The sequence below is a fragment of the Gluconobacter cerinus genome (assembly GCF_025961355.1).
Classification (GTDB): domain Bacteria; phylum Pseudomonadota; class Alphaproteobacteria; order Acetobacterales; family Acetobacteraceae; genus Gluconobacter; species Gluconobacter cerinus.
In genome coordinates, this window is the sequence record NZ_JAOQNM010000004.1 from 36,272 (window position 1) to 51,692 (window position 15,421).

General features: G+C 60.3%; 18 protein-coding genes and 1 pseudogene. 8 read left to right on the forward strand and 11 right to left on the reverse strand.

The genetic code is table 11. The annotated features are described in order from the left end of the window. Both M2305_RS15795 and M2305_RS15800 read right to left on the reverse strand, forming a co-directional pair. Window positions 1-987, reverse strand: a complete 987-nt coding sequence (locus M2305_RS15795) for an MBL fold metallo-hydrolase (protein WP_063905442.1) — start codon at window positions 985-987, stop codon at window positions 1-3. A 1-nt stretch (window position 988) separates the two neighbouring features. Beyond that, entirely contained in the window at window positions 989-1,615 is a 627-nt protein-coding gene (locus M2305_RS15800) for a TetR/AcrR family transcriptional regulator (RefSeq protein ID WP_063905441.1), read from the reverse strand. A gap of 107 nt (window positions 1,616-1,722) precedes the next feature. Between M2305_RS15800 and M2305_RS15805 the strand changes: the two genes are divergently transcribed. Together M2305_RS15805 and M2305_RS15810 are read left to right on the forward strand one after the other, a co-directional pair. Then, window positions 1,723-2,700: an NAD-dependent epimerase/dehydratase family protein gene (locus M2305_RS15805; RefSeq protein ID WP_064275321.1), complete on the forward strand. Its 978-nt coding sequence runs from the start codon at window positions 1,723-1,725 to the stop codon at window positions 2,698-2,700. Between the two features lie 39 nt (window positions 2,701-2,739). Beyond that, window positions 2,740-3,552, forward strand: a complete 813-nt coding sequence (locus tag M2305_RS15810) for an SDR family NAD(P)-dependent oxidoreductase (RefSeq protein WP_063905439.1) — start codon at window positions 2,740-2,742, stop codon at window positions 3,550-3,552. Between the two features lie 126 nt (window positions 3,553-3,678). On the opposite strand, the gene M2305_RS15815 is transcribed toward M2305_RS15810, so the two are convergent. Then, entirely contained in the window at window positions 3,679-4,263 is a 585-nt protein-coding gene (locus tag M2305_RS15815) for a TetR/AcrR family transcriptional regulator (RefSeq protein ID WP_211579060.1), read from the reverse strand. A gap of 141 nt (window positions 4,264-4,404) precedes the next feature. On the opposite strand from M2305_RS15815, the gene M2305_RS15820 reads away from it, so the two are divergent. From M2305_RS15820 to M2305_RS15830, 3 genes and pseudogenes are all read left to right on the forward strand, one after another. Next, complete coding sequence (locus M2305_RS15820) at window positions 4,405-5,136, forward strand: SDR family oxidoreductase (protein ID WP_064275322.1); 732 nt, start codon at window positions 4,405-4,407, stop codon at window positions 5,134-5,136. Between the two features lie 428 nt (window positions 5,137-5,564). Next, window positions 5,565-6,752 (forward strand): annotated as a pseudogene (locus M2305_RS15825) (IS3 family transposase). A gap of 90 nt (window positions 6,753-6,842) precedes the next feature. Beyond that, window positions 6,843-6,974: a hypothetical protein gene (locus tag M2305_RS15830; protein WP_256445922.1), complete on the forward strand. Its 132-nt coding sequence runs from the start codon at window positions 6,843-6,845 to the stop codon at window positions 6,972-6,974. 240 nt (window positions 6,975-7,214) lie between these two features. On the opposite strand, the gene M2305_RS15835 is transcribed toward M2305_RS15830, so the two are convergent. From M2305_RS15835 to M2305_RS15860, 6 genes are all read right to left on the reverse strand, one after another. Then, window positions 7,215-8,618 (reverse strand): NAD-dependent succinate-semialdehyde dehydrogenase, encoded by a 1,404-nt coding sequence (locus M2305_RS15835; RefSeq protein WP_064275324.1) that lies wholly within the window; start codon window positions 8,616-8,618, stop codon window positions 7,215-7,217. Between the two features lie 45 nt (window positions 8,619-8,663). Further along, on the reverse strand, window positions 8,664-9,281 hold the full coding sequence (locus M2305_RS15840; RefSeq protein ID WP_064275325.1) for an FMN-dependent NADH-azoreductase: 618 nt from the start codon (window positions 9,279-9,281) through the stop codon (window positions 8,664-8,666). A gap of 96 nt (window positions 9,282-9,377) precedes the next feature. Next, window positions 9,378-10,832, reverse strand: a complete 1,455-nt coding sequence (locus M2305_RS15845; RefSeq protein WP_253490648.1) for an aldehyde dehydrogenase family protein — start codon at window positions 10,830-10,832, stop codon at window positions 9,378-9,380. A 62-nt stretch (window positions 10,833-10,894) separates the two neighbouring features. After that, window positions 10,895-11,032 (reverse strand): hypothetical protein, encoded by a 138-nt coding sequence (locus M2305_RS15850; RefSeq protein WP_157091241.1) that lies wholly within the window; start codon window positions 11,030-11,032, stop codon window positions 10,895-10,897. Between the two features lie 16 nt (window positions 11,033-11,048). Then, entirely contained in the window at window positions 11,049-11,357 is a 309-nt protein-coding gene (locus tag M2305_RS15855; RefSeq protein ID WP_064275327.1) for a DUF1330 domain-containing protein, read from the reverse strand. Further along, window positions 11,354-12,040 carry a type 1 glutamine amidotransferase domain-containing protein gene (locus M2305_RS15860; RefSeq protein WP_064275328.1) on the reverse strand — a complete coding sequence of 229 codons (687 nt, stop codon included), beginning with the start codon at window positions 12,038-12,040 and terminating at the stop codon, window positions 11,354-11,356. The genes M2305_RS15855 and M2305_RS15860 overlap by 4 nt, the downstream gene beginning before the upstream one ends. Window positions 12,041-12,360: 320 nt before the next feature. Here M2305_RS15860 and M2305_RS15865 point away from each other — a divergent pair, with 320 nt between their 5' ends. After that, window positions 12,361-12,963 (forward strand): TetR/AcrR family transcriptional regulator, encoded by a 603-nt coding sequence (locus M2305_RS15865; RefSeq protein ID WP_064275329.1) that lies wholly within the window; start codon window positions 12,361-12,363, stop codon window positions 12,961-12,963. A gap of 325 nt (window positions 12,964-13,288) precedes the next feature. Here M2305_RS15865 and M2305_RS15870 read toward each other — a convergent pair whose 3' ends face one another. Beyond that, complete coding sequence (locus M2305_RS15870) at window positions 13,289-13,882, reverse strand: recombinase family protein (RefSeq protein WP_064275330.1); 594 nt, start codon at window positions 13,880-13,882, stop codon at window positions 13,289-13,291. A gap of 208 nt (window positions 13,883-14,090) precedes the next feature. Between M2305_RS15870 and M2305_RS15875 the strand changes: the two genes are divergently transcribed. Further along, window positions 14,091-14,357 carry an AbrB/MazE/SpoVT family DNA-binding domain-containing protein gene (locus M2305_RS15875; RefSeq protein WP_264650012.1) on the forward strand — a complete coding sequence of 89 codons (267 nt, stop codon included), beginning with the start codon at window positions 14,091-14,093 and terminating at the stop codon, window positions 14,355-14,357. Next, window positions 14,357-14,746: a PIN domain-containing protein gene (locus M2305_RS15880; protein WP_264650013.1), complete on the forward strand. Its 390-nt coding sequence runs from the start codon at window positions 14,357-14,359 to the stop codon at window positions 14,744-14,746. The genes M2305_RS15875 and M2305_RS15880 overlap by 1 nt, the downstream gene beginning before the upstream one ends. 316 nt (window positions 14,747-15,062) lie before the next feature. Here M2305_RS15880 and M2305_RS15885 read toward each other — a convergent pair. Next, window positions 15,063-15,421: VOC family protein (locus tag M2305_RS15885; protein WP_264650014.1), on the reverse strand; the 359-nt coding region annotated here is incomplete at its 5' end.

The following is a 15,421-nucleotide window of genomic DNA, read 5'->3' on the forward strand; positions in this document are numbered from 1 at the left end:
TCAACCCGGAACGCGCACGACATCCCCGGGCAACATGGCCCGGAAGCGTTCGGGTGCAATTCCATCCGCCGCGAGCCCAACCGCCAATCGTTCGGCAGGATCGTCACGCGCCTCGTCGGTCAACTTGAACACGCCCCAATGCATGCCGATTGCCATGCGCGCGTCCAGATCGCGCATGATCTGGATCGCCTCCTCTGGGTCGACATGCTGGGCAGCCATGAACCAGCGGGGATCATAAGCGCCGATTGGCAGAATGGCGAGGTCGGGCGGCCCGAACTTTTGTCGCAGCGCGCGGAAAATTGTGCCGGTGCCATATCCCGTGTCGCCGGCGAAATAGATCAGCTTTCCGCCCGCCCGAATCATGAAGCCACCCCAGAGCGCCATGCGGCGGTCGGCCGGTCCCCGAGAGGACCAGTGAAGGGCCGGGACGATGTGGATCTCTGCCTGCTGACCAATGGCGACCATATCGCCCCAATCGCCTGTTTCGACCCGTGCCGTGGAAATATGTCGCCGGATAATTGCGTCATTCCCGAGCGGCGTCACGATCAGTGGCGATTGACGGGCATGGATGTCACGCAACGCGGCGATGTCGAGATGGTCATAATGGTTGTGGGACAACAAAATGGCATTGATTGGTGGTAGGTCGTCTAGTCGGATGCCCGGCTGCATGACCCGCTTGGGGCCTGCAAACCGAACGGGGCTTGCCCGGTGCGACCATAAGGGGTCGGTCAATAGGTTGATGCCCGCAATCTGGATAAGGACGGTCGCGTGGCCGACCATTGTGACGGTCAAGCCTTCAACGTGCGGTTCGGGCACGACCGGGGCGATCTCGACATGCTTCGGCCATGGATTGTTGGGGGCAGAACGCCGCCAGCGCACGATGTCGCTCAGCCCCCGGTCCGTGTCGGGTTCACCGGGATTGAAGAAGCGCGCTCCATCGAAATGGTCGCTGACAGGGCCCCGATACCAAGGGTTTTGGCGCGGCATCTCAGACCCCTTTCATGCTTCCATAGTGCACGCCGCTCTCGAATGCGCGGGCAAGTGTGGTGACGGTCGCGTGCAACATGGCTTCGACCGGGGCGTTTGCCGTGACGAGTTGCGCCACAAAGGCAGGATGCACATAGACCGTCACCGCGTCGCGAACGACGCCCGCTGCGACATCGATGTCGTCGATATCCCACTCGCCCCGCCGTACCGCCTTTTCGATCAACTTCGCGACGAGATTGGTGATCCGTGCGGCATAAGTGTTGATCATGTCGGGTCGATCTACGACGATGCGTCGATACAGATCGTGTATTTCGCGGTCGCCGACAAAACGATCACGCTTGCGTCGGTGCAGGTCGAGAATCATCGCCGTCAGTCGCTCGGCGGCCGGGCCATCGGTTTCGATATACTGCGCTGCCAACTGAGCTTCGTCGTCCATCGCCTCCTGGACGATCGCATCCATCATGGCGCTCTTGGAGCGATAGAAGCGGTAAAGTGCGGCATGGCTCACACCCAAGTCACGCGCCACGTCAGTAACATTCGTCTTGGCCTCGCCGAACCGACGGATTTGCGCCTTCGCACTCTCGAGGATGTTGGCTGCCGTCAGCGGCTGAAGAGGTGTTTCTCGCATGCCGCTTCCATAGACTGCACCATAACGATCTACAAGTTACATCGCATAGATATTGTAAGTTGAAACATTTGATGCCACATGAGGCTCCATTCATAAGGAGGCCGCATATGGCAACTGCATTCGTAACCGGCGCCACAGGGCTGCTCGGTCGTAATTTGGTGGAACGGCTTGTTCAGCAGGGCTGGACTGTCCGCGCCCTGCACCGCAACCCTAGTGATGCCGCAAAGCTGAGCGCGATCGGCGCGGAGCCTTTTGCGGGCGAGCTGGGCAATCCGGCTGCGCTCCGAAAGGGGATGGCAGGCGCAGATACCGTGTTTCACGCGGCCGCGCTGTTCACCATGTGGGCACCGGCGGAGGACTTCGAGAGCGCGAATGTCGAGGGCACCCGCAACATGCTGGCAGCGGCTCAGGCGGAGCGGGTCTCCAGCTTCGTCTACATCAGTGCCGCCGGCGTCGTGATGGGCAATGGCAAGCCGATGACGGACATCACCGAGGACACGCCGCTCGCCTATCCCTCCTGGGCTCCGTATCTCGCGTCCAAAGCACGCGCGCAGAAGCTGGTTCTCGACGCAAACAGGCCCGGGGGTTTGCGCACCGCCGTAATCCTGCCGCCTCTCATCTGGGGAGCGGGCATGCCCATGCTCGACAACATGGTCGAGCATGTGATGGCAGGCAGTTTTGCATGGCCCGCAGGCGGCAACCAGATCATGTCGACCGCACACGTCGACAATGTCTGCGCCTGCGCCATCCTAGCCGCTGAGAGATCACCGGGCGGCCGAGCTTATTTCGTAACCGACGGACAGAGTCAGTCGATGCACGCGGTGATGACCGCGCTGGTCGGGACCAAGGACGTAGAGATCAAGGCCCGCAATGCGCCATTGGGAATTGCATGGTTCATGGCGCGGGCGATGGAATTCGTTTGGCGCACGTTCGGGCGTTCGGGCGAGCCGCCGTTGACCCGACAGATGCTGCGGATGGTAGGCTATGACTTCACCATATCGGATCGCCGCGCGCGTGAGGAGCTAGGCTACGCCCCCGTCACGAACTGGGCGCAGGGCTTGGCCGCGATGCGCGCCGCTGCCTGAACCCACTCTTCCAAACGCCAGATATCGGAACAGACGATCATGACAAGCTCATTCAATAGCGGACTTGGCACGTCCGTCGTGACCGGTGCATCCGCCGGCATTGGGGCGACCTATGCCGACCGTCTCGCACGTCGCGGCCACGACCTCCTTCTCGTTGCCCGTCGCGCGGAACAACTCGAAAGCGTGGCCCAGGCGATCCGGGACGCGCATGGCGTCACCGTCGAGACTTTGGCGGCTGACCTCGCCGACCCGTTTGACCTAACGCGCGTGGTGGACAAGATCGGCGGCGATCCCCGGATCACCATGCTTGTGAACAATGCCGGCACGGCCACCTTTGCGCCTGTCATCAAAATCGGCGACGGGGCGGCTCAGGCGATGATCGACGTCAACGTCACGGCCCTTGTCCGCCTGACGCTGGCTGTGCTCCCCGGGTTTACCGCCCGTAACAGCGGCACGATCGTCAACATCGCATCCGTCGCCGCGCTCGGTGAATTGCCCGTGACTGCTCTCTACAGCGGCACCAAAGCTTTCATCCTCAGCTTCACGCGTGGGTTGTCGGGCGAACTGGCCAATACGGACATCCGGGTGCAAACTGTGCTGCCCGCGCCTGTCGCAACGGAGGGCTGGGACAATGCCGGCCTGCCACTCGCCTCCCTTGATCCCGACACGGTGATGTCGGTCGCCGATTGCGTGGACGCCGCTCTTGCCGGTCTCGACATCGGCGAAACGATCACGCTGCCATCAGTGGAAGATCTGGCGCCCCTGCTTGCCGATTATGACTCTGCGCGCTTCGCAATGTTGGGCATGGCGCAGAGCGGAGCGACAGCTTCACGATACAAAGTGGGAGGTTGAACGCGCTGCTATAATTGGCGTCGGAGAGCATACGGTTTTTGGGAGGGCAGAGTGAGTGACCGATTCCAGTCTGACCGTATTCGAAGCGATGCCCCTTCATTGCTGCGGTTCGTCACTCGCCCTCGCTCACTCAGCATCGCCTTTTAGCGACGGCATTTTGACCGCGTTGAGATAAGCGATGCACATCAATCTCAGCTGCCGCAGTAATGTGGCGACTTGAGCAGCTTCAAGATCGCGCTCGAACACGTTGCGGACCGTGCCGAAAATGCTGGAAAGAAGGGTGAGGATCACCGTCGGGAGATCGGCAAAATCGGCATCGGTAGCGCTGCCGAACATCGCCGCAGTGGCCGCGTCGGCGCGACGACCAAAGGCCTCGATCAACACCTCGTTGTCCAGCTCGGCGACAGACCGGTACAAGGCACGGGTCACCTCGGGTCGCTCGGCTTTGGCGCTCCAATAGGTCTTCACCAGCCCGGCGACCATCTGCTCGATCGATGCGCCCCGATGCGCCTGGCAAAAGCTTTCCAATTTTTCAGCCAAAACATCCAGATAACGCTCGTTCACGGCGTAGAACAACGAATGCTTGTGCGGGAAATATTGGTACATCGTGCCGACGGAAACCCCGGCCCGCTTCGCCACCCGCGTCGTCGTAAGGCGATAGGGTCCATCGGCCACCAAAACCTGAATGGTCGCCTCGAAGATGGCGTCCAATGTCACCGCTGCGCGTGCTTGGCGCGGCCTTTTCCGGGGCGTTAGCTCGATGGGTGGGCGCGAGACCATAAGCGAATCCTCAAACTGAAGCATCGTTCATATATAGGCATCTCGGAACACTGCAGCATTTTAGGATCAATTATGGCCGACACCAACCGCATCGCGCTCGTCAGCGGCGCCAACAAGGGCATCGGGCTGGAAATCGCCCGCCAGCTGGCACAGGCCGGCGTCTTCGTCATCATCGGCGCCCGTGATCCGGCACGCGGCGAGGCGGCGGTCGCGGATCTCGCCTCGCAGGGATTGCGGGGGCAATTCGTCCCGATCGACCTCATCGACCACGCAACCATCGCGGCGGCGGCCGAGACGATCCGTGCGGAACACGGCAGGCTCGACATCCTTGTCAACAACGCCGGAATCGTCGATGCTCAGGACGGTCCACCGACCGCATCATCTGCCGATGCGGCCCGGCGGATCATGGATACGAACTTTGTTGGCACCCTGGCCCTGACGCAGGCCATGCTTCCGCTTTTGCGCGCAGCGCCGGCCGCAAGGATCGTCAATCTCTCTAGTTCGCTAGGGTCGCTATGGGTCAACGGCGATCCGACATCACCCTATTATTCGGCACGCCTGATCGGGTACAATGCCTCCAAGGCGGCAGTAAACATGCTGACGGTACAACTTGCGCAAGAGCTGCTCGACACGCGGATCGTCGTGAACTCGGTCAGCCCAGGCTATGTGAAGACGGACCTTACCGGCTTCACCGGCTTTATGACGCCGGAGGAAGGCGCCAAGCTACCGGTCGAATATGCGCTGCTCGGTGAGAATGCGGTGTCCGGGAGGTTCGTCGAAGCGGCCGGCGAGACTCCCTGGTAAACCGGCCCTCGCCTTACCCAGGACTTGGCGGGTCGCTCGGGCTACCCGCCAAGGCATACGGTCACCAACCTTCCCTCGCGCCCTACGGCCAAGCCTGACTACCACGTTCGCCACAAGCAGATCAATAAATTGCGCGTTTTAGGATCGTGGCGCACCGCCCTAAACCACTTAATTTGAATGCACTGCTGCCAGACCGCTCAATGGGACGGGAATGGCGGGTTTAGGAAGGAGCGGCCATTGACGCGCTGGCCGGCGACTTCTGGAAGTGGTCGAACACCACCGTTCAGTTTAGCGATCGGCATCATGAGAAGGTGAGCCTGCGACGATGTGGCCTTTTTCGATGGCCTCAAGATTTCCGTACTTAGAGGTGGCCCCCATTTTTCGGACAGGACGATAAGCTATAATCCGATCTGAGAGAGGACGGGTTTATGGGTAAGGTTACGCGGAAACGGTATTCGGGTGAGTTCAAGTCTCGTGTTGCGCTGGAGGCGATCCGTGGTGAGCAGACGCTGGCGGAACTGGCGTCGAAGCACGGCGTGCATCAGACGATGATCGCCCAATGGAAGCGCCAGGCGATCGAGGGCATGGCGAGCCTCTTTTCTGGCAAGGCAGCACCGGAAGCGACAGCCAGCCCGGCCGATGTGGAGAAGCTGCATGCGAAGATCGGCCAATTGCTGGTGGAACGTGATTTTTTGCGCGATGCCTCTGCTCGGTTGGGCGTGATCAGAGGCGGCAGATGATTGACCCGAAGCGAGCGCGTCTGCCGATAATCCGGCAATGCACGCTGCTGCAACTCAACCAGTCGGGCGTCTACTATCGGCCTGTGCCACAGAGCGAGGCCAATCTGGAGCTGATGCGGCTGATCGACGCCCAGTTCCTGGAAACGCCGTATTATGGCTCACGGCAGATGACATGGCATCTGCGCCGCCTGGGACATGAAGTGGGCCGCAAGAGGGTCCGGCGGCTCATGGCGATCATGGGCCTGCGGGCGATCTACCAGAAGCCGCGCACGACCGTGCCCCATCCGGAGCATCGGAAATATCCATATCTGCTGCGGGATCTGGTCATCAATCGGCCTGACCAGGTCTGGTGTTCCGACATCACTTATATCCCGATGCACAAGGGCTTTCTCTATCTGGTGGCGGTGGATGGATTGGCACACGCGCAAGGTGCTGTCCTGGCGTCTGTCGAACACAATGGATGCGGAGTTCTGCGTCGAGGCACTCCGGGATGCGCTGGTGCGCTACGGCTCCCCAGAGATTTTCAACACGGACCAGGGTTCACAATTCACGACGCCCCGGTTCACCGAGGTTCTGGAACGACGCCAGGTTCGCATCAGCATGGATGGGCGCGGTCGCTGGCTGGATAACGTGTTCATCGAACGTTTGTGGCGATCATTGAAATATGAATGCGTCTACCTGCATGCGTTCGAGACCGGATCAGAGCTACGGGCCGGGCTTGCCGGATGGATCGCCCATTATAACGGGAAGCGTCCGCATACGGCGCTGGCTGGACGTACGCCCGATGAGGCGTATCATGACGTGCCGAGGCCCTCTGGTCCGGGGTTAACCCCGGACCAGAGGGCCAACAGCAACGCCGTCAGAAGGGCGGCATAACGACAACCGGGTATAGCTTATTCAAACCCAAAAACTGTCCGAACGGACGGGACCACCTCTGGACCACCTCTGTATCGGGAGGCATCTTTGATGTTCGGCTTGCCGCTACAGGCAGCAGCGGGACTGCAGGATGGGGAAAAGGTGCCCATGGCGGGGATGGTTAAGAGCTTCACGGATGGAACGGAAATTGGTGGCCTGCTCCACCGCTATGGGCTGGTTTGAGAAGATCAGAAAGGCAGCTTAGGGGGGGATGCGGAATGTCGGCTATCAGACTGTAAGATTGGTAAAGTGGCCATCGCGTTGTCGTGGCTCATGTTGTCGGTCCCCTTTAGGAACAGCGCGAGGTTCGGCGTCCGGTGGTAGTAGAAGCGGATCATGGGCGTGCACCACTGTAAAGTTCGATCAAGGCATTCGGGGGATTGCGACGTCGAGCAGCGCGTAAAGGCTGCTCGACGTTGACGTTCAGCCGACTGTCTTGATCCAGACTGTCTGCGCGTTGGTGAATTCGCGTAGACCGAAGTGCGACAGTTCGCGTCCGTAGCCGCTCTGCTTGACGCCGCCAACCGGAATACGGGCATTGGTCGTGCTGAAGCCGTTGATGAACACCCCGCCGGTTTCCATGCGCCGGGCGATCTGCTGTGCGCGGCCGATGTCGCTCGTCCACAGATTGCCGCCGAGGCCATAGTCGCTGTTGTTGGCGAGTTCGATCGCATGCTCCACATTGTCCGCGATCGTGATGGCCGCGACGGGTCCGAAGGTTTCCTCGACAAAGGCGGTCATACCGGGCGCGACATCCGCGAGCACGGTCGGCTCGTAGAAATTACCCGGCCCTTCGACCTTGCTGCCGCCCAGCAGCAGAGTGGCGCCCTGCGCGATCGTCCGCTGGACCTGGCTGTCCAGTTCGTCGCGCAGATCGTGGCGCGCCATCGGCCCGACCTGCGTCATCGGATCGGAGGGGTCGCCGACCTTCAGTGCCTTCGCCGCCGCCACGAATTTCTCGGTAAATGCCTCGGCGATCGGACGCTCGAGAATGAAGCGCTTGGCGGCGAGACAGACCTGCCCGGTGTTTTGGAAGCGCGCCTCGACAGCGGCCTTTACCGCCAGATCGATGTCGGCATCCGCCAGCACGATAAAGGCGTCGCTTCCGCCCAGTTCGAGAAGGCTTTTCTTGAGCGCCCGTGCCGCTGTCGCCGCAACGGCCGCGCCGGCCCGCATGCTGCCGGTCAGCGTGACGGCGGCGATGCGCGGATCTGCGATCACGCCTGCCACCGTATCATTATCGGCGTTCAGATTGGCGAGCAGGCCCTGCGGAAAGCCCGCTTCTTCATAAGCGCGCTGAAGAGCATAGGCTGCACCCATCACGTTGGGCGCGTGCTTGAGGAGGAAGCCGTTGCCCGACAGCATGATCGGCGCGGCAGCGCGCACCACCTGCCAGAGCGGGAAATTCCACGGCATGACGGCCAGGATCGTGCCGACCGGAAGATAGGACACATAGACCCGGTCATCGCCATCTACGGTGACGGGTTCATCGGCCAGGATCGCGGGGCCGTTCTCCGCGACCCATTCGATCGTCGCTGCGCATTTCTCGACCTCGGCGCGGGCAGCACCGATCGGCTTGCCCATCTCGGCGGTAATGAGCGCGGCCAGCGTGTCGGCCTGTGCGCGCAGCACGGTGGCGAGGCGTTGATAGGCCGCGACCCGCTCCGCCATCGAGGTATCCCGCCAGATCCGGAAGGCGGAACGGCCGGCGCTGAGTGTCGTCTCGACCTGATCGGCACTGTCGAACGGATAGTTCTGAATAAACAGGCCATCGGCCGGATTGCGCGATACGGCGCCGGCAGCGGCCTGAGGCCGGGAATTCGTCATGGAAATCTCCTGAACATCGAGTGTTGATGAGCAAAAAAGGAGAGGCTAGGCGGGCACCATGCCGGCAACGGCCTTGGCGAAGCCCGCGACATGATCCTCCATCGCGACCTCGCCGCGATTGACGCCCAGGCTGCCGCCCGCGAGCAGAGACACCACATCGGTCACGCCCATGAATGCGAAGGCGCGCCGGATCACCGGGGTGACCAGATCGTCCTCGCCACCTGCAACATGATGGTCGCGCGTTGCGATGAGTACGCGTACCGGCTTGTCCTGCAGAAGCCCTGGCCAGCCCGGCGCCAGTTCGAAGGTGAACCCCGGCCGGACCAGATAGTCGATCCAAGACTTTACGACGGCGGGGACCGAGAAATTATACATCGGCGCGGAAATGAGGATTTCGTCCGCCTCCACGATCTCCGCGATCAGCGCGGCGGACAGCACCAGCGCGCGGTCCATGTCGGGCGTGCGCGGCACCTCCGGTGGCGCATAGACCCCGGCGATCCAGTCAAGGCCCAGATAGGGGATGCCGGACCCGACGAGATCGCGATCCACCACCTGCCCGCCGGGATGAAGCGCTCTCCAGCGATCGACATAGAGCTGGCCCAGCCGGCGCGAGATGGAGTGCGCGCCGCGCGGGCTGGCGGTCACGTTCAACAATTTAGGCATCGCAATGTCCTCTGACGAAGTTAGTTTCACACCCGGATAGACACGGCCTGGCCGGCGTAACCGGCGGCCCAGCGTGAACCAGGCAGCATGGCAGGCTTATTTATGGACGAGCACGGTCTTGGGGTTGGTGAAGAGCTGACGCCCCTCCGCCCCATGTTCGGTGCCGACGCCCGACTGCTTGTGGCCGCCGAACGGCACGTCGACGCCCTGAGTATGGATCTCATTGACCCACACCATCCCGGTCTCCAGGCGGTTGGCGACGGCGACCGCTGCGCGGGTGTCCCGACCCCACACAGAGCCGCCGAGGCCGAAGGGGCTGTCATTGGCACGCTCGATGACGTCGTCGACGTCGTCATAGGCGATGATCGGCACGATCGGCGCGAACTGCTCCTCCTGCACGATCTTCGAATCCTCGGGCGGATTGTCGACGATGGTGACAGGAATGAAATAGCCCGGCCGGCTCTCGTCGACCGTGCCCCCGAGCACCACCTTCTGGCCGTTCACGCGGATGTCTTCGAGGAAGGTCTTTACCTTGTCGAACTGCATCTTGTTCTGGACCGGGCCGATCGTCACGTCGGGATCAAGGCCATCGCCCATCTTCTGGGTCTTCGCATAGGCCACAAAAGCCTCCACGAAATCGGCGTGAAAGGAGCGGTGCACGTAGAGCCGCTTGATGCCGACGCACCACTGGCCCGAATTGCCGACCGCGCCGAAGAAGAGCTGCGGGATGATCGCCTCCCAGTCGGCGTCCGGCAGCACGATCGCGGCATCGTTGCCGCCCATTTCCAGCGTCAGTCGCTTGACCGTGCCGGCTGCCGACCGGATCACATGCTTGCCGGTCTCGGTCGAGCCAGTGAAGCTGATCTTGGCGATGTCCGGGTGTGCCGTCATCTGCGGCCCGAGCTCATTGTCGCCCGAGACGACCGAAAGGACGCCGGCCGGAAATACGCTCTGCGCAATCTCGCCGAAACGCAGCGAGGTCAGCGGCGTAAAGGGCGACGGCTTGATCACTATGGTGTTGCCGGTGATCAGCGCAGGCGCGACCTTCCAGAGCGCCAGAAGAACCGGGAAATTCCACGGTGTGATCGCGCCGATGACGCCGAGCGGCGTATGGTGTAGCTCGACATAATGGCTGTCGGTTTCCTCGACGATCTCGACCGGGATGCGCCGCGCGGCGATCTGGCGGATCCACGAGATCGACTGATCAACCTCGGGCTCGGCCATCGTCTTGAGCGGCTTTCCCTGTTCCAGCACCAGCAGGCGGGCCAGTTCGTCGCGGTGTGCCTGAAGGGCGTCGGCGTAGGCTTCGAGATAGGTCTGGCGTTCGTCATAGCTGAGTGCGGACCAGCTCTTGAACGCGGACTTGGCCGAAGCGATCGCCTCCTCCATCTGCTCGGCGCTGGCAGCTGGAGCCTTGGCGAGCACATCGCCCGTCGCAGGGTTTATCACATCGAAGCTCTTTGCAGCCCCGACGTTCCGGCCTGCGATGCTCAGATAATAAGGGCGGGTGAAGAAATCGGCCGATCCATCGGCTTTTAGAGCGATAGCCACGGGTAAACTCCTTGGATTCATCGGTTGCGACGACCTCCGGGTCGCCGGGGCGCGTGAAGGGGTCAGTTCAGGAAAAGACGATCGAGAAGCGGCAGCCTGTGGCGATACAGGTCGATCGCCAGATGAAGCGCCCGCATCTCTTCTGCGTAGAAGGGTTGGGCGGCGATGACGGTCGCGGCAGATCGCAACAGGCGGCGCATCGATGATCTCCAGGGTTCAGGCGGCCGCCTCCGTCTCGTCGGTCCCCGCCACCAGAAACACTCTGGAGACGCTCCCCGCGAGGCGGTGCGGCAGCGCCGCCTGATATTCAGGGCTTGCGTACCAGGCGCGGGCGGCGGCCATCGATGCGAAGCTCAGGATCGCGACGCCCTCCGCGTCCTCTCCTTCCAGCACGTCCTGTGGGCCGTAGAAGGCGAGCGGCGTCAGCGGATGGATCTCGCGCGCCTTCGGGGCCCGATCCCGATACCTTTGCAGGGCATCGGGATCGGTTGTCCGCTCGCGCACGATGACAACGTAAGCGGTCAAGCGGCGACCTTGAGCGCGTCGATCAGCGCGCGGGCGGTCGCAGCCGACGAGCCGGGGTTCTGGCCGGTGATGAGCAGGGCATCCTGTACGACATAGGATGCCCAGTCGGGACCACGCGAGTAGAGGCCGTCCTTCGCCTTCAGTTCGTCCTCGACGAGGAAGGGCACGATGTCGGTGAGGCCGACCGCATCCTCTTCGCTGTTGGCGAAGCCGGTGACCTTCTTGTTCGCGACTAGCGGCTGGCCATCGGCCGCCTTCACGTGGCGAAGCACGCCCGGCGCATGACAGACGAAGGCGACTGGCTTATTGGCGGCGACGAAGCTTTCAATCAGTGCAATCGAAGTCGCGTCCTCGGCCAGATCCCACAGCGGACCATGGCCGCCCGGGTAGAAGACCGTATCGAAATCGGCCTGATCGACGCTGGCAAGCGTCACCGTGGCGGCGAGCTCGCCCATCGCGGTCGCGTCGGCCTCGAAGCGTCGCGTCGCGTCGGTCTGGTTGGCCGGCTCGTTGCTCTTGGGATCGAGCGGCGGACGGCCGCCCATGGGTGAGGCGAGGACGATCTCGGCACCGGCGTCCTTGAAGTTGTAATAGGGTGCTGCCAGTTCCTCGAGCCAGAAGCCGGTCTTGCGGCCGGTGTTGCCGAGCTGGTCGTGCGAGGTGAGAACCATCAAAATCTTCATGTCGTTATCTCCATTCGATCTGTGATCGGTGCGGTAGTTTGCAAAAAAAATAGACCGGTCGCCTTGTATGTTGACGGGAAACCTTTGGCTTGCCTCCGATCGGCACTCATGATTCCGCTGCCGGTGACACTATCCTTATCGTCCACTAGACCGGTCGTCTAGTGCTTTTCTGAAGCACCATGCGTTTTTCTCTCCAACCTGTATGCGCCTCCATCGATTAGGAGGGTCTTGAAGGCTATTTTCAGCAACATGCTTCGGAAGGCCGAGACCGACAAAAGGGTATAGACGACTGGTCTAAGATTGTTTATTGGTGATGGATCATGGCGACCGATACAACCGAAAAAGACACCCGTTCCCTCATCCTCGCCACTGGCCAGCAGATGATGAGCCGCAAAGGCTTCTCGTCGGTCGGGTTGACGGAGATCCTGACGGGGGCCGGCGTGCCGAAGGGCTCTTTCTATCATTATTTTGCGTCGAAGGATGCCTTCGGCGCGGCAATGCTGGAAGCCTATTTCGAAGAGTATCTTGGTGAGATCGACGGCATCATCGCCAAGCCCGGTCTCACCGGCGGCGAGCGCGTGATGCTCTATTTCGCGAATTGGCGTGAGTCTCAGGGGGCGTTCGATTGCCAAGGCCGCTGCCTTGCGGTCAAGCTCGGGGCGGAGGTGTCCGATCTGTCCGAGTCAATGCGCCTCGCACTGAAAACAGGCACGAGCAGGATCATCGGTCGGCTGAAGACGATGATCGAGATGGGTTTGGGCGACGGCTCTATCAAGATCGCCGGCTCGCCAGTCGACGCGGCCGCGAGCCTGTACTACCAGTGGCTCGGGGCCAGTGTGATGGTAAAGATCGTGCGGACTCACGATCCGTTCGAGACCGCGCTTCTGTCAACCCGATCCATGTTGGGAATGATGAACCACTAATCCCCATCGCAGTCTGATGTGGCGGAGCGACCTTGTTACGGTGAGACGCGAGCGGTCCCTTATGCAGATCCTCGACTGACGTGCACCCCTTATTTGTATCCAACCAAGAGGAGAGCTCTCGTTTTTTATGACTTGGGGTTGATGGGGTGAGAAGAGTATCGCCGTAATGGCCGGTTTCAGCGATATATGCCGTTTAATATCCTGGCGCAAAACGACGGGCTCGTCCCAAACTTCGGCCTATTGACGTGAGTGTAGCAACGTCAGCTTTCGGGAAAATGCAAAAATTGCCAAGACGTCTGAGAAGCGGGCGTAAGCAGACCTACCGCTAGACGGAGCCGGGGGAAAAGCTTTCACTTCGAACCCGCATGATGGTCTGCCGACTTGTAGAGAATTTTCTGGCAAGTGCAGACACGCTCATACCCTCCGCCAGATCCTTGAGGACGCTTTGCCTCTCACCTTCTGACAGTGTGGAAGGCCGCCCCAGGGTCTTCCCTTCTGACTTTGCCCGCCTGAGACCAGACTGCGTGCGCTCGATCAGCAGATCCCGCTCAAACTGTGCGACAGCATTCAGAACCTGCATCGTCATTGTGCCGGAAGAACTGGTCAAATCAGCACCACCAAGTGCGAGGCAGTAAACCTTCACTCCCATGGCTCCCAGCATTTTAACCGTGGTGCTGACATCCATTGCATCGCGACCAAGACGATCAAGCTTGGTCACGATCAGAACATCTCCAGCTTCCAGTCGATCCATGAGGCGAGCAAAGCCACGCCGTTGCGCGATGGAGGTACTCCCGGAAATAGTTTCGGTAACGACGCGACGCGGCTCAACCCGAAAACCGGCTGCTTCAATTTCCTGAATCTGGTTTTCGGTCGTCTGACCGACTGTAGAGACGCGAACATAGGCAAAGGTGCGTGGCATGGGGATCATTTCGTCCGAATAGGATGTCCGAAATATGGACTATGTTCGAAATACTGTAAAGGTAATTTACGGACAGATCGCCTTCCCCCTGTCCGTAAACGATCGTTTTCGGACACCTGAATGTTATGGCACCAACAATAAAAATGACCTAAACTCGGAAAATGACCCAAACTAAGGTTGCAACCTTTTCGAATAGGGGATCAGTTACATGATTCGTGTCAACGTTATGCCGAATGGTCGACTTGTTCTGCCGGTTGGCTTGCGTAAGTCGCTTGGCGTCGAAAAAGGCGGCCAGCTCATGGCGGAGATCGTAGATGGGCAGGTTCGCTTAATGACGCCTGATGCCTCGCTTGATCGGGCAAGAGCATTGTTCCGAAAATATGTCCCGGCCGGCACCTCGATTGCCGACGAAGTCATTGCTGAGCGACGCGCTGAAAATGTGCTTGATAACCATGACGATGGGGCGAAGCGCTGATGCCGATTTGCGTCATCGACACATCCGCTGTCTTTGCGGACCTGAACGAGGAAACAGGAGCTGAAGAAGCTCGTTACTGGCTGCGCGATGCAGCCATCTCCGCGATCAACCTGCAGGAGATCGTTTCTAAAGCTGTTGATAAAGGCGTCCCGGCCGAAGGAATATCGGAACTGATCGCGGCTCTACGCCTCGACGTGCGGCCTCTTGATCACAACCTGGCTTTAACGGCCGGATTGATGCGCGATGCGACCAAGCGGGTTGGTCTCAGTCACGGAGACCGCGCCTGTCTGGCGCTTGCCAAAAAAATGGGTCTCCCCGCGGTCACGGCCGATCGGGCATGGGCTGAAATTTCGGACGCAATCGGAGTTGAAGTGGTTCTCATTCGATAGTTGTGCGCAGTGTAAACCCTATGGAGGTTTTCTGTTCCACGGCTACTTGCCCCCAGGAGGGGCCGCTTGGAATAAGCGGACCTTCCGGTTTCGCCTAGATGTCGGACACTGGGTCTCTCTTGCGCCACCCTAAAAGCTGACATCCTCCTTCAACAGATGTCGGGAGAACTAGCTCACGAGCATATTCATCGTTTGCAGTTGGAGAACTTCGCATCAGCAAAGTTCTTCCTGAACTGCCAGCGTCAACCCCTTGTTTGGGATGGGCAAGGATACCCTGCACCCGTTTATAATTCACTACGGTCTGAGCACCATCGGATTACTTGAGGATTTCATTGAACTCTAGGACGTTTCTGTCCGGATCACGAATGAAACAAACAATGCGTCTGTCTTGTCCCATCTGGACGGGCCCTTCCGTAATGACGATCTGTTCCTGTTCCAGCCAGTGCACCAGATCCGCCATGCTCTCAACAATGAACGCCGCGTGCGTATAGCCCGGGCGTTTTACAGGAACGTCCATAAGAACATTCCCAGCCGGGTCTGGCACACCATTGAAAATGGAGGGATCGAAAAACCGTTGATTGATGCGGCTGGTTCGTGATTTTAGAGTTTTGGCGTGCTGATTGATGCTTCTTTGGTCTGACTTCACTCTGCGTCTGTCGCAGAGCGCTGATAATT

Bases quoted from the DNA above. Each gene is read 5' to 3' on its own strand.
- M2305_RS15830 (WP_256445922.1), top strand. From the start codon at position 6,843: ATGTTCGGCTTGCCGCTACAGGCAGCAGCGGGACTGCAGGATGGGGAA.
- M2305_RS15875 (WP_264650012.1), top strand. From the start codon at position 14,091: ATGATTCGTGTCAACGTTATGCCGAATGGTCGACTTGTTCTGCCGGTT.
- M2305_RS15820 (WP_064275322.1), top strand. From the start codon at position 4,405: ATGGCCGACACCAACCGCATCGCGCTCGTCAGCGGCGCCAACAAGGGC.
- M2305_RS15810 (WP_063905439.1), top strand. From the start codon at position 2,740: ATGACAAGCTCATTCAATAGCGGACTTGGCACGTCCGTCGTGACCGGT.
- M2305_RS15880 (WP_264650013.1), top strand. From the start codon at position 14,357: ATGCCGATTTGCGTCATCGACACATCCGCTGTCTTTGCGGACCTGAAC.
- M2305_RS15795 (WP_063905442.1), bottom strand. From the start codon at position 987: ATGCCGCGCCAAAACCCTTGGTATCGGGGCCCTGTCAGCGACCATTTC.
- M2305_RS15840 (WP_064275325.1), bottom strand. From the start codon at position 9,281: ATGCCTAAATTGTTGAACGTGACCGCCAGCCCGCGCGGCGCGCACTCC.
- M2305_RS15860 (WP_064275328.1), bottom strand. From the start codon at position 12,040: ATGAAGATTTTGATGGTTCTCACCTCGCACGACCAGCTCGGCAACACC.
- M2305_RS15835 (WP_064275324.1), bottom strand. From the start codon at position 8,618: ATGACGAATTCCCGGCCTCAGGCCGCTGCCGGCGCCGTATCGCGCAAT.
- M2305_RS15800 (WP_063905441.1), bottom strand. From the start codon at position 1,615: ATGCGAGAAACACCTCTTCAGCCGCTGACGGCAGCCAACATCCTCGAG.
- M2305_RS15850 (WP_157091241.1), bottom strand. From the start codon at position 11,032: ATGCGCCGCCTGTTGCGATCTGCCGCGACCGTCATCGCCGCCCAACCC.
- M2305_RS15865 (WP_064275329.1), top strand. From the start codon at position 12,361: ATGGCGACCGATACAACCGAAAAAGACACCCGTTCCCTCATCCTCGCC.
- M2305_RS15805 (WP_064275321.1), top strand. From the start codon at position 1,723: ATGGCAACTGCATTCGTAACCGGCGCCACAGGGCTGCTCGGTCGTAAT.
- M2305_RS15870 (WP_064275330.1), bottom strand. From the start codon at position 13,882: ATGCCACGCACCTTTGCCTATGTTCGCGTCTCTACAGTCGGTCAGACG.